The 22265-nt window shown below is 70.4% G+C and carries 20 protein-coding genes; 10 read left to right on the top strand and 10 right to left on the bottom strand.

Annotation, left to right across the window (positions count from 1 at the left end):
• Nucleotides 1-62: 62 nt before the first annotated feature.
• The 3 genes from ACFVBH_RS10195 to ACFVBH_RS10185 form a co-directional block, all read right to left on the bottom strand.
• The gene (locus ACFVBH_RS10195; RefSeq protein ID WP_379001121.1) at nucleotides 63-575 is read right to left on the bottom strand and encodes a hypothetical protein; all 513 of its coding nucleotides are present in this window, start codon (nucleotides 573-575) and stop codon (nucleotides 63-65) included.
• 361 nt (nucleotides 576-936) lie between these two features.
• Nucleotides 937-2163: an ATP-binding protein gene (locus ACFVBH_RS10190; protein ID WP_354985138.1), complete on the bottom strand. Its 1227-nt coding sequence runs from the start codon at nucleotides 2161-2163 to the stop codon at nucleotides 937-939.
• Between the two features lie 57 nt (nucleotides 2164-2220).
• A complete protein-coding gene (locus ACFVBH_RS10185) occupies nucleotides 2221-3282 on the bottom strand; it encodes an endonuclease/exonuclease/phosphatase family protein (protein ID WP_379001120.1) in 1062 nt (353 codons plus the stop codon).
• Nucleotides 3283-3533: 251 nt separating this feature from the next.
• Here ACFVBH_RS10185 and ligA point away from each other — a divergent pair, with 251 nt between their 5' ends.
• Together ligA and ACFVBH_RS10175 are read left to right on the top strand one after the other, a co-directional pair.
• On the top strand, nucleotides 3534-5624 hold the full coding sequence (gene ligA, locus ACFVBH_RS10180) for an NAD-dependent DNA ligase LigA (RefSeq protein WP_379001119.1): 2091 nt from the start codon (nucleotides 3534-3536) through the stop codon (nucleotides 5622-5624).
• Nucleotides 5625-5893: 269 nt separating this feature from the next.
• Complete coding sequence (locus ACFVBH_RS10175; protein WP_354985141.1) at nucleotides 5894-6424, top strand: GNAT family N-acetyltransferase; 531 nt, start codon at nucleotides 5894-5896, stop codon at nucleotides 6422-6424.
• An 89-nt stretch (nucleotides 6425-6513) separates the two neighbouring features.
• Here the strand turns inward: ACFVBH_RS10175 and ACFVBH_RS10170 are convergent, their stop codons facing one another.
• The 3 genes from ACFVBH_RS10170 to ACFVBH_RS10160 all read right to left on the bottom strand — a co-directional run bounded on the left by ACFVBH_RS10170 (nucleotide 6514) and on the right by ACFVBH_RS10160 (nucleotide 8313).
• A complete protein-coding gene (locus ACFVBH_RS10170) occupies nucleotides 6514-7059 on the bottom strand; it encodes a hypothetical protein (protein ID WP_379001118.1) in 546 nt (181 codons plus the stop codon).
• Nucleotides 7032-7406, bottom strand: a complete 375-nt coding sequence (locus ACFVBH_RS10165) for a hypothetical protein (RefSeq protein ID WP_354985143.1) — start codon at nucleotides 7404-7406, stop codon at nucleotides 7032-7034. Before ACFVBH_RS10165 ends, ACFVBH_RS10170 begins: the two co-directional genes overlap by 28 nt.
• A gap of 256 nt (nucleotides 7407-7662) precedes the next feature.
• On the bottom strand, nucleotides 7663-8313 hold the full coding sequence (locus tag ACFVBH_RS10160; protein ID WP_354985144.1) for an amino acid-binding protein: 651 nt from the start codon (nucleotides 8311-8313) through the stop codon (nucleotides 7663-7665).
• 243 nt (nucleotides 8314-8556) lie between these two features.
• Here ACFVBH_RS10160 and gatC point away from each other — a divergent pair, with 243 nt between their 5' ends.
• The 3 genes from gatC to ACFVBH_RS10145 all read left to right on the top strand — a co-directional run bounded on the left by gatC (nucleotide 8557) and on the right by ACFVBH_RS10145 (nucleotide 12410).
• Nucleotides 8557-8856 carry an Asp-tRNA(Asn)/Glu-tRNA(Gln) amidotransferase subunit GatC gene (gene gatC / locus ACFVBH_RS10155; protein WP_354985145.1) on the top strand — a complete coding sequence of 100 codons (300 nt, stop codon included), beginning with the start codon at nucleotides 8557-8559 and terminating at the stop codon, nucleotides 8854-8856.
• Nucleotides 8853-10322 (top strand): Asp-tRNA(Asn)/Glu-tRNA(Gln) amidotransferase subunit GatA, encoded by a 1470-nt coding sequence (gene gatA, locus ACFVBH_RS10150; protein WP_379001117.1) that lies wholly within the window; start codon nucleotides 8853-8855, stop codon nucleotides 10320-10322. Before gatC ends, gatA begins: the two co-directional genes overlap by 4 nt.
• Nucleotides 10323-10445: 123 nt before the next feature.
• Nucleotides 10446-12410, top strand: coding sequence for an ADP-ribosylglycohydrolase family protein (locus tag ACFVBH_RS10145; protein WP_354985147.1), 1965 nt, complete (start codon nucleotides 10446-10448; stop codon nucleotides 12408-12410).
• Between the two features lie 45 nt (nucleotides 12411-12455).
• Here the strand turns inward: ACFVBH_RS10145 and ACFVBH_RS10140 are convergent, their stop codons facing one another.
• Complete coding sequence (locus ACFVBH_RS10140) at nucleotides 12456-13802, bottom strand: alpha/beta-hydrolase family protein (RefSeq protein ID WP_379001116.1); 1347 nt, start codon at nucleotides 13800-13802, stop codon at nucleotides 12456-12458.
• A 764-nt stretch (nucleotides 13803-14566) separates the two neighbouring features.
• Complete coding sequence (locus tag ACFVBH_RS10135) at nucleotides 14567-15496, bottom strand: hypothetical protein (RefSeq protein WP_379001115.1); 930 nt, start codon at nucleotides 15494-15496, stop codon at nucleotides 14567-14569.
• A gap of 167 nt (nucleotides 15497-15663) precedes the next feature.
• On the opposite strand from ACFVBH_RS10135, the gene ACFVBH_RS10130 reads away from it, so the two are divergent.
• Nucleotides 15664-16890 (top strand): sensor histidine kinase, encoded by a 1227-nt coding sequence (locus ACFVBH_RS10130; RefSeq protein WP_379001114.1) that lies wholly within the window; start codon nucleotides 15664-15666, stop codon nucleotides 16888-16890.
• Nucleotides 16891-16916: 26 nt separating this feature from the next.
• On the opposite strand, the gene ACFVBH_RS10125 is transcribed toward ACFVBH_RS10130, so the two are convergent.
• Nucleotides 16917-17066, bottom strand: a complete 150-nt coding sequence (locus ACFVBH_RS10125; protein WP_379001113.1) for a hypothetical protein — start codon at nucleotides 17064-17066, stop codon at nucleotides 16917-16919.
• A gap of 172 nt (nucleotides 17067-17238) precedes the next feature.
• Between ACFVBH_RS10125 and ACFVBH_RS10120 the strand changes: the two genes are divergently transcribed.
• Both ACFVBH_RS10120 and ACFVBH_RS10115 read left to right on the top strand, forming a co-directional pair.
• Complete coding sequence (locus ACFVBH_RS10120) at nucleotides 17239-17898, top strand: response regulator transcription factor (RefSeq protein WP_354985152.1); 660 nt, start codon at nucleotides 17239-17241, stop codon at nucleotides 17896-17898.
• Nucleotides 17899-17969: 71 nt separating this feature from the next.
• Nucleotides 17970-20558 carry a protein kinase gene (locus tag ACFVBH_RS10115; RefSeq protein WP_379001112.1) on the top strand — a complete coding sequence of 863 codons (2589 nt, stop codon included), beginning with the start codon at nucleotides 17970-17972 and terminating at the stop codon, nucleotides 20556-20558.
• A 93-nt stretch (nucleotides 20559-20651) separates the two neighbouring features.
• Here the strand turns inward: ACFVBH_RS10115 and ACFVBH_RS10110 are convergent, their stop codons facing one another.
• Nucleotides 20652-20828, bottom strand: a complete 177-nt coding sequence (locus ACFVBH_RS10110; RefSeq protein WP_379001111.1) for a hypothetical protein — start codon at nucleotides 20826-20828, stop codon at nucleotides 20652-20654.
• Nucleotides 20829-21078: 250 nt separating this feature from the next.
• On the opposite strand from ACFVBH_RS10110, the gene ACFVBH_RS10105 reads away from it, so the two are divergent.
• Nucleotides 21079-21960, top strand: a complete 882-nt coding sequence (locus ACFVBH_RS10105; protein ID WP_379001110.1) for a helix-turn-helix domain-containing protein — start codon at nucleotides 21079-21081, stop codon at nucleotides 21958-21960.
• On the top strand, nucleotides 21957-22157 hold the full coding sequence (locus ACFVBH_RS10100; protein ID WP_354985156.1) for a DUF397 domain-containing protein: 201 nt from the start codon (nucleotides 21957-21959) through the stop codon (nucleotides 22155-22157). The genes ACFVBH_RS10105 and ACFVBH_RS10100 overlap by 4 nt, the downstream gene beginning before the upstream one ends.
• The last annotated feature ends 108 nt before the right edge of the window (nucleotides 22158-22265 follow it).

Raw genomic sequence — 22265 nt, 5'->3', positions numbered from 1 at the left:
GCGGCCTCGCGGCTCGATGCCCGGTAGCGCTGGTCGCCGTGCGCGGCGTCGCCGGTCGAGACTCAGGGGCGCTGGTCGCCCGGCTGGTCGGGCTTGCGGAACGGATCCTGGCCCGGCTGGCCCGGCTGGCCCGGCTGGCCTGGCTGACCGGGCGTGCCGAACGGGTCCTGGTTCAGCTGCTCGTGCTGCGGGAAACCTTGCTGCCCCGGCCCCTGTTCCCGCGACTGCTTGGACCCGAAGTACGGCCGCGCCCCCGGATGCGCGATGGACCAGCTGTCCGGTTTCCCCGCCGGGTACACGACCGCGATCTGATCGCCGACGGACGGCCACTGCGTGGTGTCCCACGCGAACCGCCCGTACACCTCGTGCGCGACCACCGACGGCCCGGAGATGCTCCCGGTGAGGGTGACGTACTGCTCGCCGGTCACCTGCGGATGCGGGCTGACCCCGTGGACGTACAGCGTCCCCTCTTCGGCGTTCGCCCCCAACGGCGCGCCGTCCCGCGCACGCCGGTAGTACATGAGCGACGCGACCAGCACGCCGACGAGCAACACGACGAACGCAAGCTCCAGCATGAAGCCCATGCTAGGCCCCCGGATGTCCGTTTCTCCGCCCCGACCCCGCCCCCGCGCGGCGACCACACCCGCGACGAGCTCCGCCGCGACCGGCGACCACCCGCGCCGACGACAGCCGCACCCGGCCGCCCTGCTACGCGACCAGCGTCATTCCCTCGCCCGCAACCTGTGGTGAATCCGTTGTGGGCCGCACCGGTCATTCGATGCGCGATGCGCCGCATGGGCCGACGCCCGCCGGCCTGCGCGGCGCGGCCACCCGCTGTCCGGAGCTGCGCTCACATATGGACCTGCGGGCCACCGAATTACGCGGTGGGGGTTCGGCACAGACCGGCCGCCGGCGTCCACCGCCGTCGCACCACCCTCACTGCGGAGTGAGGTCCGTGATCCCGAACTCCCCGCGCCGCAGCTGCCACACCGTCGTCCGCTTGGTCTGGGACCGCCCGTTGCCGCGGTCGATCAGACTGCGATTCGCGGTGGTGAACACCAGTTGCGCGCCTTGGGTATTCGTCTCCGGGTTCTGGAACAGCTGGATCAGGCGATCCGCCACCTCGGGGGTCAGGTGCGCGTCGATGTCGTCGACCGCGAGCACCCCGCCCGCGTCCAGGGCGTCGAGCATCGGCGGCAGCAGCCGCAGCATCGACAGCGTCGCGCTGGACTCGTCGGTGATGTCGAACGCGGTCTCGATCCCCTCGTGGGACAGGCCCAGGCCCACCCCGCGCCGCGCCACCATCCGCGAGTACAGGGCGTCGCGCGCGGCGTACAGATTCGCCAGCTCGCGGCGCAGCAGGGTCACGGTGATGCCGTGCTCGAGGAACATCTCCTCGGCGTAATTGGCCGAGATCGTGCAGTTCTCGACCTCCTTGGTGGTGGCCGCGATATCGGTGTCCAGGTCGCGCAGGTAGTCCGCGTACATCGGATCGTCCTCGGGCAGCAGCAGATCGGTGATGCCCAGGTCCGCACCGCGCAGCAGCGTCAGCAACCGCATGGCGTGCTCGGTGGAACGGGAGATGTGCGCGCCGACCCGGTGCGCGATGTCGCTCGGATCGGGTTGCCCCACCTGCACTTCCAGCAGCGACTGGAACCAGCGGTAGGCCGGGACCAGCGGTTCGGCGTACAACTGCCCGGACAGGCTGAGCAGCAGGGCGTTCGGCCGCACCAGCGGCACCACCGCGCCCAGTCCGTAGCGGGCGGCCTCGAACATGGGCCCGATGCGGATGTCGTCCCCGTGCCGGTCGAAGACCACGCGCTTGCGGTTGTGCGGATGCGAATGCAGCCATTCCGCGCTCACATCGGCGTTGTCGAGTTTGAAGCCGTACGTATACGGGCATCCCTCGGCGACGAAGTGCGCGACGAATTCCGAAGGGCGGTCCGCGAATCCGAGATGCGGGGTCCGGACGGGCCCGGAGAACGGGTCCCAGCCGGTGACCGAGTTCAGCACCGCGTCACGCATGCGGTCCAGGGCGTCGACCAGCCCGGTCTTCCCGGTGGCGGCCGCACCGTATACGGCGGTGACCGGGGCGGCAACCGGGCCATTGCCGCGGGTGAGTCGCAGCTCCTGCGGCTCGGCGAGGGATCGGTGGTTCGTCACCTGAAAACTGCGCAACACCCTGGTCATCCTGCCGGTAGCGAGCCCGAAATGCGACTCTCACCTTTCGGACAACCGTCCCGGTGAACGCGACACACCGGCACGGGTCCGCGACACACCGGAGTAACGGGGCCTCAGCTGGATTCGCGCCACGAGCGCGCGATGATCCGCGCCCGGCAACTCGACCGTTTCCACCGCCGCCGCGTGCGCGCCGGACAGCAGGATGTGATCGATCCCGACCAGGGGTGGCCAGGGCTTATCGGTCGGATAGGTGCGCAGGTAGCCCGCTCCGGCCTGTTCGGCGGCGTCGGCGTAGCGGCCGGAAACCATTGCGCGATACTGCGCGTGGTTGTAGGTGGCGTTCAGATCGCCGCCCGCGATGACGGGCCGGTCGGCCGGCGCCGCGTCCAGAATCGCGCGCAGCCGGGACAGCTCGTCGGCCCACACGTCGGTGCCGTAAACCGGCGGAACCGGGTGCAGGGCAAAGACGGTGACGGGCCCGATCCCGGGCAGGGTCGCCGTGGCCGAGAGCTGATTCAGGATGTAGCCGTCGTACTCGACGGTGTCGGTGAGCGGATACGCGCTCCAGATCCCGGTTCCGGCAGCTGTTTTCGCGGGGGAGACGTACTTGTACGGCAGCAGCTGATCCAGTCCCGCCCGGCCGAGCGCCTCGATCGCCGGCGCGGTGAGCTCGTTGACGGTCAGCAGCGTGACGTTCCGGTTCCGCACCTGCTCGACCAGCACGCCCGGATCCGCCCCGTCGAACAGCAGATTCGCCTGCATGACCGTGATCTCGGGCCCCTCGCCTTCGGGATCGCCGGCGAACAGCGGAACCTGCGTCGCCACGGCGACGCCCAGCACCGCGACCGCGATCCCGGCTCCGGTCCAGCGCCGCGCGACCCCGAACACCACTGCGCCCACCAGCGCGCAAGCCATCAGATACGGCGCGAGCGAGGCCGCGAGCACCAGCGGCTGCGCGTCGGATCGACTGAAGTGCAAGCCGATTCCGAGCGCCCCGGCCGCCACCGCGCCCCACCCGAGCACCTCGACGGCGATTCGCACACCCTTGGATTTCGCGAGCCGCACCGATGTCACGGACTTCGCCGACCCTGCAGACTCCACGCCGACAGCCAACACGAGACCGGGCCGCCCGGCCAAGCCGGGAGTTCTGCCGTCTGCGCGCCCGCGGCCGGAATGCCGCTGCCGGGCGACCGCGAAATCACGCCCGCGAGAGCCGAATCCGGCACTCGGCCGCCGGGCCCGCGCGGCCCGCCCCGGACCGCGAACCGGGCTCCGAAAATCTCGGAAAAATGCGCCCCGACGTGCGGGAATGTCGCACGAACCTGTCGGTGGCCTGGACTATCGTAGGGGTTGTGAGCGAATCGGAAATCGAGATCACCCCGGCGAGTGGCGACGAGCGCGTGCGGTGGCAGCAGCTGGCCGAGCAGGTGCGCGATCACCAGTTCCGGTACTACGTCCGGGACGCACCCACCATCTCCGACGGCCAATTCGACGAGCTGTTCCAGCGCCTGAGCGCGCTCGAGGACGCCCATCCGGATCTGCGCACCCCGGATTCCCCGACCCAGGTGGTCGGCGGCGGCTTCACCACCGAGTTCGCGCCGGTCGATCACCTCGAGCGCATGTACTCGCTCGACAACGTCTTCAACGCGGAGGAGATGCGCGCCTGGGTGGCGCGCGTGGAGACCGAGACCGGCGCGGACACGGACTTCGTCTGCGAGGTCAAGATCGACGGCGTCGCGCTCAACCTGGTTTACGAGGACGGCAGGCTGGTGCGCGGGGCCACCCGCGGCGACGGCGCGACCGGGGAGGATGTCACCCTCAATGCCCGCACCATCGACGACATTCCGCACACGCTGACCGGCACCGCCGAATTCCCGATCCCGAAGCTGCTGGAGGTGCGCGGCGAGGCGTACATGACGCTCGCGGACTTCGCGAATCTGAACGCCTCGATCGTCGCGGAAGGCAAAGCGCCGTACGCCAATCCGCGCAACACCGCGGCCGGATCGCTGCGGCAGAAGGATCCGGCGGTCACCGCCCGGCGCCGGCTGCGCATGATCTGCCACGGTTTCGGCCGTTCGGTGGGGTTCACCGCCGCCTCGCAGCACGAGGCGTACCGGGCGCTGGCGGCCTGGGGCCTGCCGGTGTCCGCGCACACCGTGCGGGTGCGGGGCGTGCAGGCGGTGCTGGAGCGTGTCGCCTACTGGGGCGAGCACCGGCACGACATCGAGCACGAGATCGACGGCCAGGTCGTCAAGGTCGACGATTTCGCGCTGCAGCGCCGGCTCGGGGCGACCTCGCGCGCGCCGCGCTGGGCCATCGCCTACAAGTACCCGCCCGAGGAGGTGACGACCAAGCTCCTGGACATCCAGGTGAACGTCGGGCGCACCGGCCGGGTGACGCCGTTCGCGGTCATGGCCCCGGTCACCGTCGCGGGGTCCACCGTCTCGATGGCGACCCTGCACAATGCCTCCGAGGTCAAGCGCAAGGGTGTGCTCATCGGCGACACCGTCACCATTCGCAAGGCCGGTGACGTGATTCCCGAGGTGCTCGGCCCGGTGGTCGACGCCCGCACCGGGGCCGAACGCGAATTCGTCATGCCGACGCTCTGCCCCGAATGCGGCACCGAACTCGCCCCGGCCAAGGAGGGCGACGCCGATATCCGCTGCCCGAACCAGCGGTTCTGCCCGGCCCAATTGCGTGAGCGCGTCTACCACGTGGCCGGGCGCGGCGCGTTCGACATCGAGGCGCTGGGCTACGAGGCCGCCGTCGATCTGCTGAAGTCGAACGCCATCGGCGACGAAGGCGACCTGTTCGACCTCGACGCGGACAAGCTGCTGACCACGTCGCTGTTCACCAACAACAAGGGCACGCTGTCGCAGAACGGCAAACGGCTGCTGCAGAATCTGGAGTCGGCCAAGGACCGTCCGCTGTGGCGGGTGCTGGTCGCGCTGTCCATCCGGCACGTCGGGCCAACGGCCGCACGGGCTTTGGCCTCGGCGTTCGGCAGCATGGAGCGCATCCAGGAGGCCTCGGCCGAGGAACTGGCGGCCGTGGACGGCGTCGGCCCGACCATCGCGACGGCGCTCGAGGAATGGCTGACCGTGCCGTGGCACCTCGACATCGTCGACAAGTGGCGCGCCGCGGGGGTGCGGATGGAAGACGAGCGCGACGAGTCGATCACCCGCAATCTGGAGGGCCTGTCCATTGTGGTGACGGGTTCGCTCGTGGACTTCACCCGCGACGGCGCGAAGGAGGCGATTCTGCTGCGCGGCGGCAAGGCCGCGAGCTCGGTCTCCAAGAAGACCGCCTTCGTGGTGATCGGCGACGCCCCCGGCTCCAAGGCCGCCAAGGCCGAGGAGCTGGGCGTGCCCATCCTCGACGAGGAGGGGTTCAAGCGCCTCCTCGAAGACGGGCCCGACGCCGTGACCCAGCCGGACGAGTAGGCGACGCCGCCCCGGCACGAGGTGCGGGGGCCGGTGCGCCTTCCCGATGTCGCGCCGCGTTGTCGCGCAGCGCCCCCGAGTTGCCACGGGCCGCCACGGTTCGGGCGGAAACCTCATCGGACCGCCGATCGGTCGTGGTGCTCACCGCGCGGGAATCTATGGTCTCCACAACCGCGTTGCCGCCAGTGGCGCCCGTGGTCGAATCGGGTGCGAGGCTTGTCGCCGACGCGTCGGCGTTCGGAATCGGTGAGGTGAACGGAGTGGTGAGCATGGGTGCACGAGAGCGTGTCGTCGAGATCCGTGACGCGCGGGCCGGGGAGTACGACGCGGTCGGCCGGGTCACGGTCGACACCTACGTGGGCGAGGGCTTCATCAACCCGGCCAGCGCGTACGTCGCCGAGCTCGCCGACACACCCGCGCGTGCCCGGGCCGCGCAGATCCTGGTCGCGGTGCACGAGGGCGAGATTGTCGGCTCGCTGACCGTGGCCCGCCCCGGCACCGCGTTCGCCGACATCGCCCGCCCCGGCGAGCTGGAGTTCCGCATGCTCGCGGTCGCCAAGGCCGCGCGCGGGCTCGGGGTCGGAACGGCGCTGGTGGACGCGGTCTTCGAGATCGCCCGCGCCGAGGGTTTCGACGCGGTGGTGCTGACCACCATGCCCGCCATGGTGGATGCCCGGCGCATGTACGACCGCATCGGGTTCGTCCATGCGCCGGAAAGGGATTGGTTCACCATGGCGGGCTTGCCACTGACCGTCATGCGGTTCGCGACCGGTCCGGATCAGGCCGCGTCGCCCGCGTAGCACCAACCGGCCCTGCCTCGGATCGACCAGGCCGGACAGCTGACAGGGCGGTCTGGGCCCGCCACTCTCTCGGGCGAAACCATGCCGCCTCAGGCCATATTGCCGTCGTTGCACGAGCTGGTGCTGCGCCAGGTCTCGGCGGGCCGTACCGAATCCGGCCCGCTCGCGGCGAACGGCCACTGGGAGATCGGCGCGGCGGCCTTCCAGAACATCCGCCCGTCGGGGAGGCGGACCACCTGGTAGACGTCGTCGGTGCCGGGGATCAGCTGGTAGCCCACGCAGTAGTCGTTGTAGCTGGTGCCGGGTTGCCGTGCACCAGCGCTGAATCGGCCCTGCGGCGCGCCGCTCGCGCCGGGGTTGGCGACGGTGCTCGTCGCGCCGGGAGCGGCCGTGCGGAACCAGTACGGTGCGCCGGCCTGGCTGCCGCAGCGGTAGGAGTCGCCGCCCGCGACGACCGTCGCGCCGGAGCGGTAGGGCGCGCCGTCCCACAGGCAGGCCTGGGCGGCGTCGGGGGCGATGCCGCGGGCCTGCGCGGTCGCGCCGGTGAAAGGCAGTGCGGCGGTGGCCAATGCCGCGATGGTCAGGGGGCCGAGTAGTCGTCGCACGATCAGCACCAGCTCGCCTGCGGGCGGCACACGGCCCAGCCGTTGCCGTCCGCGTTCCCGGTGGGCGTCCAGGTGGCCGCGCCGTTGCCGTCGGCGGGCGTGCGCGGGGCCGGTCGCTGGCGGGCGTGATAGTCGCGCAGCGCGTCCTGATGCTGCCCCTGAGCCAGTGGGCTCGAGTCGGTGTGCCCGTAGCCGAACGGGTCGATGGCGTGCGCGCCGGTGGTGTCCCGCCCGCCGGGACCGGCCCCGGCGGGTGCCTGCCGGTTGGCCGCGGCGCCGGAGTTGCCGGGGGAAACATCGCCCCGGGACAGGGATTCGGCGCCGGCCGCGCCCGCGGTGATGGTCGCGGCGGCGGCCGCGCCGAGCAGGTGTGCCACGGTCAGCGAGAATCGCCGGGCACGGGGTGTCGAGGGTGATCGGTACTGCTGCATGGGCGTCGTTGCCTCTCTCGATCTTCGACTCAATCTACGTACTCAGATAGTAGGTAATCTACGTACCCGGATAGTAGGAAGAGCCTGAGAATCGGCTGGGCGTTTCCGGCAGCGGCGTGAAAATACTTGGCGCGCACAGCAAAACGCGCCGGTATGAATGACCTCACACCGGCGCGCGAAAAAGGAAGGGAGAAGCGGCGACTCAGCCCAGAACGGTAGCCACTATCCCGGCGAGATAGCCCAGGCGCGCGACTTCCGAGGGCCGGAAGTCCGGCCCGCCCGGGCGGCCCAGCAGCAGCACCTTGCCGGTGTTGCCGAGCGGCGCGGCCGCCAGCTTGGTGTCCATGTCGCTCCACAGCTGCGGCACCCAGTCCGCTTCGCCGTCGAGCGCCGCGGGCTTCTCGAGCGGCATCCAGGGCACGTTGGCGGCCTGCGTGGACGGCGCGCTCTGGCTGCCGACGACCCGGAACGCGCCCGAGGGACCCATGTCGATGATCGTGCTCCAGCCCACGCGCAGCACCCGGGGCACGCCGTCGACCAGCACCTGCAGGCGGTCGTCCCGGGCGTTGGCGACCTGATCGATGAGCTCGAGCTCGCGGTGCGTGTCGAGCATGCCCGAGTACGGGCGCAGCGAATCGACCTGCACATCGTGCAGCGACTCGGCGGCGGTGATCAAAGTGTCCGGGAGGGCGCCCGTCGGAACCTCGACCACTATGTCGTCGATCGCGAAACCGTCACCGCGTTCGACGACATCCAGCGAGAGGATGTCGGCGCCGACGGAACCCAGTGCGAGAGCGAGTGAGCCGAGACTGCCTGGACGATCCGGAAGTTGCACGCGAAGCAAATAGGACACGTGCCTTCCTTTCTTTCCTGTGCGACCGAAACTTTCGGACGGGTACCCGAGTCCCGCAATATTTACACCCTCCATCGCTGGTTATCGAATCGAAGCGATGTGAGTGATGTGGGTCACTTACCGAACGGTTACCTATCGACCGTATCCCAGTATGCCGACAGCCTGTGGCCGACTGCCAGTCACGAGTCGCTAGGCTGTCCTCGGCCGAATCTCTCGCCCGAACCTGCCGAAAGGGGTCCCGCGGTGCCCGCCATCTCCAGGGACGAGGTCGCACACCTCGCCCGGTTGTCCAGGCTTGCCTTGACCGATGACGAACTCGATCTGTACGCCGGTCAGCTGGATGTCATCCTGACCCACGTGGCGTCCATCTCCGAGGTCGCCGCCGCTGATGTCCCCGCCACCGCGTCCCCGAATCCGGCGACCAATGTGACGCGCCCGGATGTGGTGCAGCCCAGTCTGACTCCGGAGCAGGCCCTGGCGGCCGCACCGGCCGTCGAGGAGCAGCGCTTCCTGGTTCCGCAGATTCTGGGAGAGGGCGAATGAGCGACCTGACCAAGCTGGACGCGTCCGCGCTGGCCGAGAAGATCCACGCGCGCGAGATCTCCTCGGTCGAGGTGACCGAGGCGCACATCGCCCGGATCGCCGAGGTCGACGGCGAGATCAACGCCTTCCTGCACGTGGCCGGTGAGCAGGCGCTGCTCGCGGCCGCCGAGGTGGATCGCGCCATCGCCGGCGGCGAGGTGGCCTCCGCGCTCGCGGGTGTTCCCTTGGCGCTCAAGGACGTTTTCACCACCACGGACATGCCCACCACCTGCGGATCCAAGATCCTCGAGGGCTGGGTCTCCCCGTACGACGCCACGCTGACCACCAAGCTGCGTCAGGCCGGCATCCCGATTCTCGGCAAGACCAACATGGACGAGTTCGCGATGGGCTCCTCCACCGAGAACTCCGCCTACGGCCCGACCCGAAACCCGTGGGACACCACGCGCATTCCGGGCGGATCGGGCGGCGGCTCGGCCGCGGCGCTGGCGTCGTACCAGGCCCCGCTGGCCATCGGCACCGACACCGGCGGCTCGATCCGCCAGCCCGCCGCGGTCACCGCGACCGTCGGCACCAAGCCCACCTACGGCACGGTCTCGCGCTACGGCCTGGTCGCGTGCGCGTCCTCCCTCGATCAGGGCGGGCCCTGCGGTCGCACCGTGCTGGACACCGCGCTGCTGCACGAGGTCATCGCCGGGTACGACCCGCGCGACTCCACCTCGCGCAACGTGCCGGTCGCGCCCGTGGTCGCGGCGGCCCGCGAGGGCATGAAGGGCGATCTGACCGGTGTGAAGGTCGGCGTCGTCAAGGAACTGCACTCGGACAGCTACCAGCCCGGCGTCATCGCGTCCTTCGACGCGGCCGTGGCCCAGCTCAAGGATCTCGGGGCCGAGGTCATCGAGGTGTCCTGCCCCAACTTCGAGCACGCGCTCGCCGCCTACTACCTGGTCATGCCGTCGGAGGTGTCGTCCAACCTGGCGCGCTTCGACGCCATGCGGTACGGCCTGCGCGCCGGTGACGACGGCACGCACAGCGCCGATCAGGTCATGTCGCTCAGCCGTGAGGCCGGGTTCGGCCCGGAGGTCAAGCGCCGCATCATGATCGGCACCTACGCGCTGTCGGCGGGCTACTACGACGCCTACTACGGTCAGGCGCTCAAGGTCCGCACCCTCATCGCGCGCGACTTCGACCGCGCGTACGAGAGCGTCGACGTGCTGGTCTCTCCGACCAGCCCGTTCACGCCGTGGAAGCTGGGCGAGAAGGTCAACGACCCGCTCGCCATGTACCTCTCGGACCTGTGCACGCTGCCCACCAACCTGGCCGGGCACTGCGGCATGTCGGTGCCGTCCGGGCTCAGCGCCGACGACGGGCTGCCGGTGGGTCTGCAGATCATGGCCCCGGCGCTGGCCGACGACCGGCTGTACCGGGTCGGCGCGGCCTACGAACTCGCGCGCGGTCCGATCGCCTGAGTTCGGCCACAACCGCTGTAACCGCACCTCTTTCGTTTCGCGCCCTCGGCGTGTCATGAAAGGGGTGCGGTGCGTCGGCGACCCGGTAGGCTCCACATGTTCTAGCGGTGGAGGAAATTGGGGATGTTGCGGCCGGGTGAGATCTTCGCGGGCTACTCGATCGACCGCGAAGTTGGTCGCGGCGGAATGGGTTCGGTCTACTCCGCCCGGCATCCGCGCCTGCCCAAGCTCATCGCCCTGAAACTGCTGCACCGGAACCTGTTCGGCAATCCGGACACCCGGGCGCGCTTCGAACGCGAAGCCGATGTGGTCGCGCTGCTGGACCACCCCAATATCGTCAACGTCTACGACCGCGGGGTCGAGGACGAGCAGCTGTGGATCGCCATGCAGTACGTGGACGGCACCGACTGCATGGCGCTGGACGCGCGCACACTGGCCCCGGAACGAGCGCTCGAGATCATCACCCAGACCGCCGCCGCGCTGGACTACGCGCACCTGCGGGGCGTGCTGCACCGGGATGTGAAGCCCGCCAACATCTTGCTGTCCGCCTCGGCCGGCGCGGGCAGCGGATTCAGCGAGCGGGTGGTGCTCAGCGACTTCGGCATCGCGCGGGTCCTGGACGATCCCGTGGTGCTGACCCAGACCGGAATGCTCAACGCCACACTGGCGTTCGCCTCGCCGGAACAGCTCACCAACGCCAAGCTGGGGCCGCGCTCGGATCAATATTCCTTGGCCTGCACGTTGTTTCGCATGCTGACCGGGCGCGGGCCCTTCGACTCCGCGCACATCGGCACGGTCGTCATCGGGCACATTCAGCAGCCGCCCCCGGCGGCGAGCGCCTTCCGGGCGGAGTTGCCGCAGGCGGTGGACGCGGTGCTGCGGCGGGCGCTGGCCAAGGACCCGCAGGATCGGTATCGCTCGTGCGCGGAATTCGCCGACGCCGTGGCGCGGGCGCTGAGTGCGCCGCAGGAACCGCGGATGGCCGCCGCGGCGGGGTTCAAGCGCCCGGCCTTCGAGGTGGTGCACGGCTGTCTGCTCGGCGGCGCGGTGGGTGACGCGCTCGGTGCGCCGGTGGAATCCATGCCGTTGCCGGATATCTTGCGGCGCTACGGTTCTCGCGGGGTGACCGGGGAGAAGGATTCGTACAAGGGCCGGATCTCGGACGAGACGCAATTGACGCTGTTCACCGTCGAGGCGCTGATCCGCGGCGCGATCCGCGAGCGTGCGGGCAGCAGCGGGGTCACCGTGTCCGGGCTGGTGCAGATGGGGCTGCTGTCCTGGTTGCGCGGGCAGGGTGTCCAGGTGCCGGAGCAGCCCGACCCGCTCGGCAGCGCGCTGACCAGGTATCCCGAGTTGATGACCTACCGGGGGCCGACGCACGCCACCACCTCGGCCATGCAGTCCGCGGCGCAGCGGCTCGAGCCGCGGTCCCCACTGGGCACCCGGGACCGGCCGATCAACGACTCCAAGGGCTGTGCGGCGGTGGTGCGCTCGGCGCCGTTCGGGTTCACGCATTCGCTGCGGTACGCCTTCGAATCCGCGTGTGACGCCGCGGCGTTGACCCATGGCAACCCGAGCGGGTGGCTGCCGGCCGGGGCTTTCGCGGGGATCGTCTTCGGGCTGTCCTGCGGGCTGGATCTGCGCATGTCGGTGGAGCTGGCCGCCAGCGAACTGACCCGCTACCGGGGGCACGAGGAGACCGCCGACGGCCTGGCCACCGCGGTGCGCATCGCCGACGCGAGCACCCGCCGGGGCGGGCCCATGCCGGAACCGGACATGCTGGAATCACTCGGCTACGGCGTCATCGGCCCCGACGCGCTGGCCATCGCCGTGTGCGCGGCGCTGTGCGCGGAGACCATCGGCGGCACCGCCGAACAGATCTTCCGCAACGGGGTGCTGCTGTCGGTCAACCACTCCGGCGACAGCGATTCCATCGGCGCGATCTGCGGGGCGCTGCTCGGCGCGCGGCTGGGGGCGCGCGCGGTGCCCGAGCAGTGGCGGCGGCGGTTGGACGCGGCGGCGGTCATCGAACGGCTCTCCACCGATCTGTGCCGCGAGCTCGGCCCGCAACCGGACCCGGCCAACTGAGGGAAGAGGTCGCGGCCGGGATCCACGACGGCGGTTCCGCAGGTGTCAGCACGACCCCAGCGCCGTGCCCTGGTCCGTCCCGTAACGGTGCCCGTGGCGGGGCGGGGCGTCGAGCGCGGCGAGCAGATCCGCGCTGGTCTGCAGGAAGCTCAGCACCGGAATCCATGGCGGGACAGGGGCGTCCGGCCGGGTGCCGGTGAGATCCGGTGCGCGCCAGAGCAGAGCGGGGGAGAAGTGCACGACCGGGTCGGAGGCGTTGGCCAGTATCGTGCCGCCGGCGCGGTGGGCGGCGTTGGCGGGCGGACCCGCCCACAGTGCGGCGCAGGTGCGATCGTCCTGTTCGGCGTCGCTCCCGAAGATCGCGCTGCCACCGACCGCGCCCAGGCTCTGCCCGTAGACGTAGAGCTTCGGTGGTTGTGCCAGTCGCGAAATCCGTTCCTCCACAGCGTCGAACAGCTTGCGCGCCGATTCCTCGGCCGCCGCCCGCCCGAACAGGAACGTGGCCCAGCTCGGCGCGTTCGAGTACTGCACGCCCACCAGGGCCACGTCCCCGCCGAACCGCTCGTCCAGCCCGCGCGCCGCGTCGCCGTCGATCCATCCGGATCCGGTGGGCACGGTCACCACCAGGTGCCCGCGCTGAAAAGCGCCGGTCCGCTCCAACTCCCGGATCGCGAGGGCAACCCGGTCGTCCACGCCGCCCGCGGAGGAGATGCCCACGTAGACCCGCACCGCCCGCTCGGGTGATCCGGCGACGAACCTGCGCCCCTGCGCCCCGAGCGACGGCCAGCTCGCCGCCGACACCGGACTCCCCGACCGGGCAGGCGAATCCGGTTGCACCACCGCCGGATCCACGGCCGCGTTGGCCGCCGCGTAGGCGGACTTCCGCCATTCGACGATCGTGGGCACCATCATGAACTGCGTCAGCAACGCCAGCGCCCCCGCGCCCGCGAGGCTGCGCACCCTCCCCAATCGCCGTACCACCCAGCGCAATCCGGCCCACAACCCAACCATCACCCCGACAATGACCACGGACTCCGCCAGCCACAGTCCCCAGTAGCCGGGCCCGATAGCCGCCACCCCCATGACCCCGCGCAGCCGGTTCTGCCAGTGCTCGGCCCGCGCGACCGCTGCCGCGACCGCGAGCACGACGACCCCCAGCGCAGGCGACCGCCACCGCCCCCACCGCGCCGTATCGATCCCGAAGCGCCGCACCCCGATCCGCACCACCCCCGCCACCCCCAACCCGAGAATCACCAGCACCGAGGTGACGATCGCCTGCGCCGACGCCGTCCGCGGCAACAGCCCCGGCGCCAACGACCCCAGCACCCCCGCCCCGGCCCCCGCCGTGACACTCAACCGCGGCGCGACGATCCGCCGCACCACCCTCGACACCGCCCGCTCCGCTTTGTCGATTGTCCTCGCGCTCAGGCGAACACCGGGGCTCTCTCGACCCCGGCGCGATTCCACGCACCGGTCGTGATGTCGGGCTCTGTCACCGAGCGCCACAGGTTCGAGACGATCCTGGATACCCGCGCGTCGCACCGGCGATAGGAATCCTCGCCCCGCACGCGATACGGCCGCTCTGCCCGGCGCGCCGGAGCGCAACGGTGCGAGACCTCCTGCTTCGCCCAATGATTCGACCCGAGCCGGAGTGACGGGCTGCGTGCCCGGGTGATACTCGGCCGCGTTGTCGCGCGGCGTTTCGTACACGTCGTCGTCGATCGACTCGCCCGAGGTGGCGGGATCCGTTCGCCGCGCCTCCGGTCTGCGCGGTGTGGCGGACACGTCGGCGTGTTCGTGGCCGGAAACGTGTCGGACGCGGGCCGGGCGCTCCGCGTCGGCCAGAGGCTCGTTGTCGCTGGCCGCCGGGTGCGAGCGGGACGGGCATTTGGGCGGTGCGGCATCGACTGAAGGGTTGCGCCGTGTGGTCGCGGGATCCGTTCGTCGCGGCTGCGGTCTGTGCGGCGCGGCGGGGACGTCGGCATCTGCGTAAGCCGACTCGCGTGGGACGCGTGTCGGGTCGGTCAGCGACTTGTCGTCGCTGACCGGCGGGTGCGATTTCGGCGGGCGTTCGGGCGGTGCGGCTTCGACCGAGGGGGTGCGCCATGTGGTCGGGGTGGAGCCGAATTCGGCTGTGGGGCGGGGGCGCTGGATGGTCATTCGGGAGCCTCCGGGGTGGTGGGGCGGGTGCGGTTCCGGCGGGTGATGCGGGTGGCGAGCGCTGCGGCCGTGCCGATTCCGGTGACGAACAGGGCGACGCCGGCCGCGGGGGAGAGGGGGCCGGGCGTGCGGTCGAAGGGGGATGTCTCGTGGACCGGGACGCCGTAGTCCTGGCGGCGGGAATTGAGGTCTACGAACGTGGCGGCCACATCGGCCATGAACTCGCAGCGGGTGCGGGACAGGGGGTTCGGGCGGGCCGCGCAGGAGTCGTGCATGCGCTCGTCGAGGGCGGTGTCCAGCGCCTGGCGGGCCCAGGGGCCGAGGGGCTGGTCGTGGTCGCCCGCGTAGCGGAGCAGGTCGTAGCCGAGATCGTGTGCCTTGCAAGCCAACTCGAACTCGGCGGGCAGCGGGACGGGGGAGGAACAGCCGCCCTCGGGATTGACCAGCAGGCCCGATTCGATGGCGGGCCGGTACCCCGCCGCCGCGGCGAAGTCGGCGGGCAGCGCCAGGGCGTCGGGGGTGACGGCGTTGGCGGCCAGGACGGCGGTCCGGGCGCCGGCGTTCTCGGTGCGCGGGGGTGCGGGCACGGCGGACGCGCTCGGGGCGAAGACCACCGCGACGGAGAAGAGCAGGGCGCTCGCACCGGCGAGCAGCGCGGCCCGGTGCAGCGGACCGTGCGCGCGGCTGTCATCGGGGTGCGCCGGGGCGCGTTCGCCGAGCGCGGCCGTCCCGGAGCAGCCCTCAAACGGCAACGGGTCGTGCGCGGGCGTCGTGGCGACGCCCACCACCACGGCGGCGGCCTCGACCGGCACCGTGCGGGTGGTCGAGGCAGCCGGCGCCATGTGGGCGGTCGACCCGGGCACGGGCCGGGTGTGCTCGGAGTCCCGGCGGGGTGCGGAGCCCGGGGTGTTCGGGAACGCTCTCATGGGGAACGACGCTAGGAATCCGGGCCTGAGCGGGGCTTCACGCCAGAGGACGGTTCCGGTGTGGGCGGTGCGGGGGAGCGGGGGCGTGGCCCGGTACCGGGGTAGGGGGTGGTAGTTGGACCCTCGGTATGAGGCGTCGGCCGGATCGGTTCTCTACCGTCGACGTCATGGTCGGTACTTTGGCGAAAAAGAATCGCCGCTCGTTGGCGTCGCGCTACTGGTTCGATGCCTCGGTCGTGGCGGTCGCGCTCATCCTGCTGTCGATAGCGTGGCCGACCCTGCACGTCACGCATCGGGTACCCATCGCGGCCATGCCGTTCATCGCCGGGTTCGCGGCGTTCCCGATTCTGCTCGTGCGCGTCAATCCGGCACTGGGCTGGGCGGTTTCGGCCGGTTCGGCGCTGCTGATCGCGCTGGCGGTACCGCATCAGCCGGGCAGCGACATCCCCTTCCAGGTCGTGCACATCCTGACCCTGTTCGCGCTGGTGTTCGCGGTCGCGGTGCGGTCGCCGCTGCAGATCGTCGGCGTCGCGTGGATCTCCACCTCGCTGCTGTTCGCCACCACCATGGCCCAGGCCGGGGACAGCTTCGCCGAGGCGGGGTTCGGCTGGCCCATAGCCATCACCGGCCTGGTGGTGTTCGGCCTGCTCATCCGCTGGGTCGTGGTCTCGCGCCAGGCCCTGGTCAAACAGGAGGAGGAGACCGAGCTCGAACGGGCCCGCCGCGCCATCCTCGAGGAGAAGGCCCGCATCGCCCGCGACCTGCACGATGTGGTCGCGCACCACATGTCGATGGTGGTGGTCCAAGCGCAGACCGCGCCCTATCGCATCGACGGTCTCTCGCCCGCCGCCCGCGAGGAGTTCGAGTCCATCGGCACCGGTGCCCGCGCCGCGCTGAACGAGATTCGCGGCCTGCTCGGCGTGCTGCGCAGCGACGGCCAGCTCCCCGAACACGCCCCGCAACCCGCCGCCGCCGATATCGCGACCCTGCTGGAGGGTGCGCTGCGCGCGGGGGTCCCACTGACCTGGACCGTCGAGGGCAGCCTCGACACGGTGCCCGATACCACCGGTCTCGCGCTGTACCGCATCGTTCAGGAATCACTCGCCAATGCCTCCCGGCACGCGCCGGGGGCGCCGGTGTGGGTGCGCATCGTGCGTGACCACGACCTGACCCTCGCGGTCACGAACGGTCCCGCCGTCGGCACCCGGGCCGCCGACCCGTCCGGCACTCCCGGCAGCGGGATCACCGGCATGCAGGCCCGCGCGACCGCGGTTGGCGGGGACCTGGTCGCCGCTCCCCGACCCGACGGCGGGTTCGAGGTCCGGGCGCAGTTGCCCCTGCCCGCCGCCACGCTCGGCCCGGACGCCCTGTCCGCGCTCGGGACCGCCGGCTGACCGCCGCGCTCCCGCTCCGCCGCGGTCTACTCCCGGGACCGTCCGCTCTTGCGGGTCGTGGCCCACGAGACGGCGTTGCCCGCCGGTATGCCGATGAGTACCGAGACCACGATCACCCAGATCGAGCCCCCGGCGCCGAAGCCGATGATCAGCACCATCGCTACGAGTACGGCCACCAACGCTCCGAACGCGGTTTCACTGACAAACGTGCCGAATCTCCCCATGCGGACAAAATTACCGAGTGGGTGGTTGCCGCACCGTGGAATTGCGGGAGGGTGCGAAGCTTGTGGTGCGGGGGACCGGGGGCGCCCGGCGTGGCAGACTCGTTGGCGTGCGTGAGGTGCGGCAGTGGCCATAACGGTGTTGATCGCCGACGATCAGGCGATGGTGCGAGCGGGATTCGGGGCGCTGCTGGGCGCGCAGCCCGATATCAGCGTGGTGGGTGACGCGCCCGACGGCAAAACCGCTGTGGCGGAGGCGAAACGGCTGCGCCCCGATGTGGTGCTCATGGACGTGCGCATGCCGGAGATGAACGGCCTGGACGCCGCGCGCGCGATCCTGGCGGCCGGGTTCGATCCGCCGGTGCGGGTGCTCATGCTCACTACCTTCGACATCGACGACTACGTGTACGAGGCGCTGGGCATCGGCGCCAGCGGGTTCCTGCTCAAGGACGCCCCCGCCGAGGAATTGGTGCGCGCGGTCCGCGTGGTCGCCGCGGGTGACGCGCTGCTCGCGCCGACGGTCACCCGCCGGCTCATCGCCGATGTCACCAAGCGCCGCAACCGCCGCACGCCCGCGCCCGCGCTATCGGTCTTGACGCCCCGCGAACGCGAAGTACTGGAGTTGGTGGCACGGGGTATGTCCAATGTCGAGATAGCGGAGAGCCTGTTCGTCGCCGAGCAGACCGTGAAGACCCATGTGTCGAAGGTTTTCGCCAAACTGAACCTGCGTGATCGGGCGCAGGCGGTGGTGCTGGCCTATGAATCGGGACTGGTCACACCGGGCTGAGACGGCGGGTCGCGGCGCGCTCCGCCGGATAGGCTCACGGACTCGTACGTCACCGGAAGGGGGTCGTCACAGTGTTGAACAGCGGTGACGTATTCGCCGGTTTCACCGTTGAACGACTGCTCGGACAGGGTGGTATGGGTTCGGTGTACCTGGCCCGCCATCCCCGGCTGGGGCGGCTGACCGCGCTGAAGCTGCTGAATCGGGAACTGTTCGCCGACCGCGAGATTCGGGCGCGGTTCGAGCGCGAGGCGGATCTGGTCGCGCAGCTGGATCACCCCAATATCGTCGAGGTCTACGATCGCGGCTCGGAGAACGAGCAGCTGTGGATCTCCATGCAGTACGTGGACGGGGTCGACGCGGCCAGCGTGAACGTGACCCAGCTGCCGCCCGAGCGGGCGGTGCAGATCATCGAAGGCGTCGCCGCCGCACTGGATTACGCCAACAGCATGGGTGTGCTGCACCGGGATGTGAAGCCCGCCAACATCATTCTGGCCCGGGCGGTCGCGGGCCACGGGGAGCGGGTGTTCCTCAGCGATTTCGGCATCGCCCGCCTGCGCGAGGATTCCACCCACCTCACCCAGGCCGGCATGTTCACCGCGACCCTGGCCTACGCCTCGCCGGAGCAGATGACCGGCGCGCCCCTCGATCACGCCACCGACCAGTACTCGCTGGCCTGCGCCCTGTACTGGCTCCTGATCGGCATGGGCCCCTACGACTCTCCCCATCCCACCGAGTTGATCCGCGGCCACCTCCAGCTCCTGCCGCCCCCGGTCTCCCTGCGCCGCCCCGGCCTCACCCCCGCCATGGACGCGGTCCTCACGAAGGCGATGGCCAAACGCCCCGCCGACCGCTTCCCCACCAGCACCGACTTCGCCAAGGCGGCCCGCCGCGCCCTGGCGCCGCCCGGCACCCCCGTCCCCCCGTACCTGGGTCCGGTCTACGCTCCCGCACCCCCCGCCTACCCCGCCCAGCCCCCCGCCTACGCCCCCTACCCCCCGCCCTACCCCGCACCTCAGAATTACCCCCCACCGCCGAATCCCCAGTCCCCCCAGGGGTATCCACCCCAGGCCCCTTCGTACGCGCCCGCGTATCCGGCCCTGGTCCCCGCCCCTCATCCGGCCCAACCCGCTCTTCCCGCCGGTCACACACCCCAGCCCGCCGGCCATCCGCAGCAGCCTGCCGGCTTCGAACCGCAGCCCGCCGGCCACGCGCCCCAGCCCGCCGGCTTCGCACCCCAGCCCGCCGGACCGGTGCACCAGCCAGGCGGTCATCCCGAGCATCCTGCGGGTCATCCGTCCCAAGGCGTTCCCGCGCAGCCGCCGGGAACCCAAGGGCCGCAAGGGGATTCCCCCGACCAGCGCACCGACCTGCTTGCTCGCCCGGATTCTCACGCCCCCGATCAGCACCCCGGTGAATTCCGGAACCCCCACCCGCACGCACCCGGCTCGCACCCCGCAGGCCCGTCCTCAGCTGCGGCTGCCGGACAGGTGACCGACGCGGTCCTCTACGCCGAATCGCCCCCGGCCTCCCGCACCGCCGAATCCGAACGGTCGCCCGCCCATACCTCCGGACCGCTCGATCCCCCCGATTCCGCCGTGCATGAGGCGAAACAGAGTTCGGTGCAGGGTGATTCGCCGGATTCGACCAACCCCTCCGGCTCCGACGGCCCCGCCGAGCCCGCCGCCCGCGCAGCCGAGCGTGCCGCCGTCGACCGCGGTGCGGTCGGTGGGGATGTCGCCGCGAATGCTCCCGGCCTTGAAGACGTGGACGCCGCCCCTGCCTCGCCCGCGGGAATCAATGCACGGTCCGGCGGCCCCCAGGATCCGAGTGGCTACCCGAAAGACACCCCGGCACAGAACGATCCCGTCGTGCGCGCCGCCGGGAACCAGGACTCCTCCGTGGGATCGCAGCCGGTAGATTCCGGGCGCACCGCACGCAGGGATCCGGACTCTTCCGGCGGTTCGGATCCGGTGGATTCGGGGCGCATCGCAGGTAGGGATCGGGACTCTTCCGGCGGTTCGGATCCGGTGGATTCCGGGCGCACCGCACGGCCGGACCCCGCAGGTTATCCGGGTGCCTCGCTGCGTAATCCGATGTCGGGAGCCTTTGTCCCCTCGGCCGGGGTCGGCGCTGCCGCCGGCCGATACGAGAGCGAACGTGTGCGCCCCCGCGACACGACCCCGGACGCCGAACCCGCTGAGGCCGGGACGACTTCGCCCGATGACGAGCGGGACGGGCATTCCGCGGAAGCCGCACCGGATGCTGTTCTGTCCGAGTTGGATTCGCCCGCCACGGCCGTCCCCGGCTCGCCCGCCGCGGAGCCTGAGACGCCGCATTCGGTGGACGCCGAGCCGCGTTCCGTCGAGCCCGGGCACGCGCCGCCGGACTCCGCTCCCGGCTCAGCGGACTTCGTTTCAGTTGTGCAACAGCATGTTCCGCCCGGTGTACCGTCGCCGGAGTTCGGTGCGCAACCACCGGGCGGCGCGTACGGCCCACTGCAAACAGGTCCCTACGCACCCAACGGGGCCCCACCGCAGGGGAACGCAGGCTGGCGAAACGAAGTGGATCGCACCCAGGTGAATGCGCTGGTCGTGTCCGGCCTTGCGGTGCTGGTACTGGCTTTGATGCTGCTGATACTCGCGGTAATGGTGCTCGGATAGCCAGGCAGGCCTCGACCGCCTCGCCCTCTCGGACCCGTTCGCCCCCAGTTCTGCCCGTGCGCGTGATTTCGGGCCCGGCCCGATCCATTCGCCTCAGATCGTCTGCAAGGGGCGGGTATCGCCGGCCGGGGCCTGCCTCGCGCGGCGTAGCACCTCGCACTCCGGCTCGGCGCAGTGGCGGTGGATCTGGGCCGCCTCGCGGGCCAGGGGCGGGGGCAGCTCGCCGGGATCGGTGGTGCAGTCGAAGATCAACATCACGGGGCCGGTCATGACGTCCCTCCGTCGGTGCGCGGGGACGCTCCGGTCGGGCGGTGGGTGCGCCCGGCTCGGGGACGAGTGGGTCCGAATTCAGGGCTCCGGCTCTCACCGGGCGCGACTCCAGTTCAGCACCGCCCGCACCGATCCGGCAACGACACCGCGGCCGGCGGCGGAAACTTTGCGAAAGCACCAGGTCAGCATTCATATCGCATGGGAGCATCGTTCACAGTGACCGAAAACCGCCTTCGTGGGGGAGGACTCGATGTCCGAGCAAGGTTCCACTCTGCCGCGCCGCCAACTGGGCCGATATCTGCGCGAGGGGCGCATGCAGTGCAATATGACGATTGCCGAAGCGGCCGCCCTGATGGAATGGAGCGAGTCGAAACTACAGCGGCTGGAAACCGGTAACGCCGAGAAGATCCGGGTCCTGGATATCCGGGAACTGTGCCGCATCTACGACTTCGACGACGAGTTCAGCGCTGCCGTCATGGGCCTGGCCCAGCAGGCCAGCGTCAAGTCCTGGTGGCACGAATACGACGACATCGTGCCCGAGGGCTTCAACGTGTATGTGGGCCTGGAGGCCTCGGCCCGGGGCCTGGTCTCGTACCAGCCCGATCTCATCCCCGGACTCATGCAGACCGCGGAGTACGCGCGCGTGCTGATCGGTGATTACTGGCCGGATGCTGAATGCGATCAGATCGACCGCAGAGTGCAGTTGAAGACCCGCCGCCAGAGCCTGCTGACGCGCAAACGCCACCCCGCGAGCCTCGACGTGATCGTCCACGAAACCGCGTTACGCAGGGTCGTTGGCAATCCGAAGGTGATGGCGGCGCAGCTGCGGCACGTCGCCGACATGTCGACACTCCCAATGATCGCTGTGCGTGTACTACCCTTCTCCGCGGGCGTTCCCATCGGGCATTCCGTGGGGCCGTTCGTGATTCTGGACTTCGGCCGGGACGGCGGAAACCGACCGGTCGAGCCCACGGTGGTGTACCTGGAGAATTTCCTCGGCGACCTCTACCTGGAGAAGCAGGCCGCGGTCGATCGTTATCGCCAGGCGTACCAGGCTCTCCAGCGCTCGGCGCTGGACGAGGCGAGCAGTAGAGATCTCTTGCGGAAGGCAGCGAAGGAGTACGCGACGTGAACGTCGAACCGTCCGGCGTCAGGTGGTTCAAGACCGCCCGCAGCACCGGGGCCAAGGAATGCGTGGAGATCGCGTTCCTGGACGCCGGTGTGGGAGTACGGGACAGCAAGAACCCCACCGGCCCGGCACTGGTATTCGGCCCGGCCGAATGGGATCGCTTCACCGCCGCGCTGACACGGGGTCGATTCGATCACTGACGCGCGGTATATGTCCCGATAGATCTGGATTGAGTGGATAAATAAGGACAATTGGGGCCTCGCACAAAGTGTGAGACCCCAATCCCTATGCGGGAGCGCTCCCCCGGG

The organism is Nocardia sp. NPDC057668 (genome assembly GCF_042799795.1).
Classification (GTDB): domain Bacteria; phylum Actinomycetota; class Actinomycetes; order Mycobacteriales; family Mycobacteriaceae; genus Nocardia.
The sequence above is the reverse complement of the archived record's forward strand: the minus strand, read 5'-3'. Positions and strand labels throughout refer to the sequence as shown.

Bases quoted from the DNA above. Each gene is read 5' to 3' on its own strand.
- ACFVBH_RS10130 (WP_379001114.1), top strand. From the start codon at position 15,664: ATGGTCGGTACTTTGGCGAAAAAGAATCGCCGCTCGTTGGCGTCGCGC.
- ACFVBH_RS10145 (WP_354985147.1), top strand. From the start codon at position 10,446: ATGTTGCGGCCGGGTGAGATCTTCGCGGGCTACTCGATCGACCGCGAA.
- ACFVBH_RS10195 (WP_379001121.1), bottom strand. From the start codon at position 575: ATGCTGGAGCTTGCGTTCGTCGTGTTGCTCGTCGGCGTGCTGGTCGCG.
- ACFVBH_RS10175 (WP_354985141.1), top strand. From the start codon at position 5,894: ATGGGTGCACGAGAGCGTGTCGTCGAGATCCGTGACGCGCGGGCCGGG.
- ACFVBH_RS10135 (WP_379001115.1), bottom strand. From the start codon at position 15,496: ATGAGAGCGTTCCCGAACACCCCGGGCTCCGCACCCCGCCGGGACTCC.
- ACFVBH_RS10110 (WP_379001111.1), bottom strand. From the start codon at position 20,828: ATGACCGGCCCCGTGATGTTGATCTTCGACTGCACCACCGATCCCGGC.
- gatA (WP_379001117.1), top strand. From the start codon at position 8,853: ATGAGCGACCTGACCAAGCTGGACGCGTCCGCGCTGGCCGAGAAGATC.
- ACFVBH_RS10105 (WP_379001110.1), top strand. From the start codon at position 21,079: ATGTCCGAGCAAGGTTCCACTCTGCCGCGCCGCCAACTGGGCCGATAT.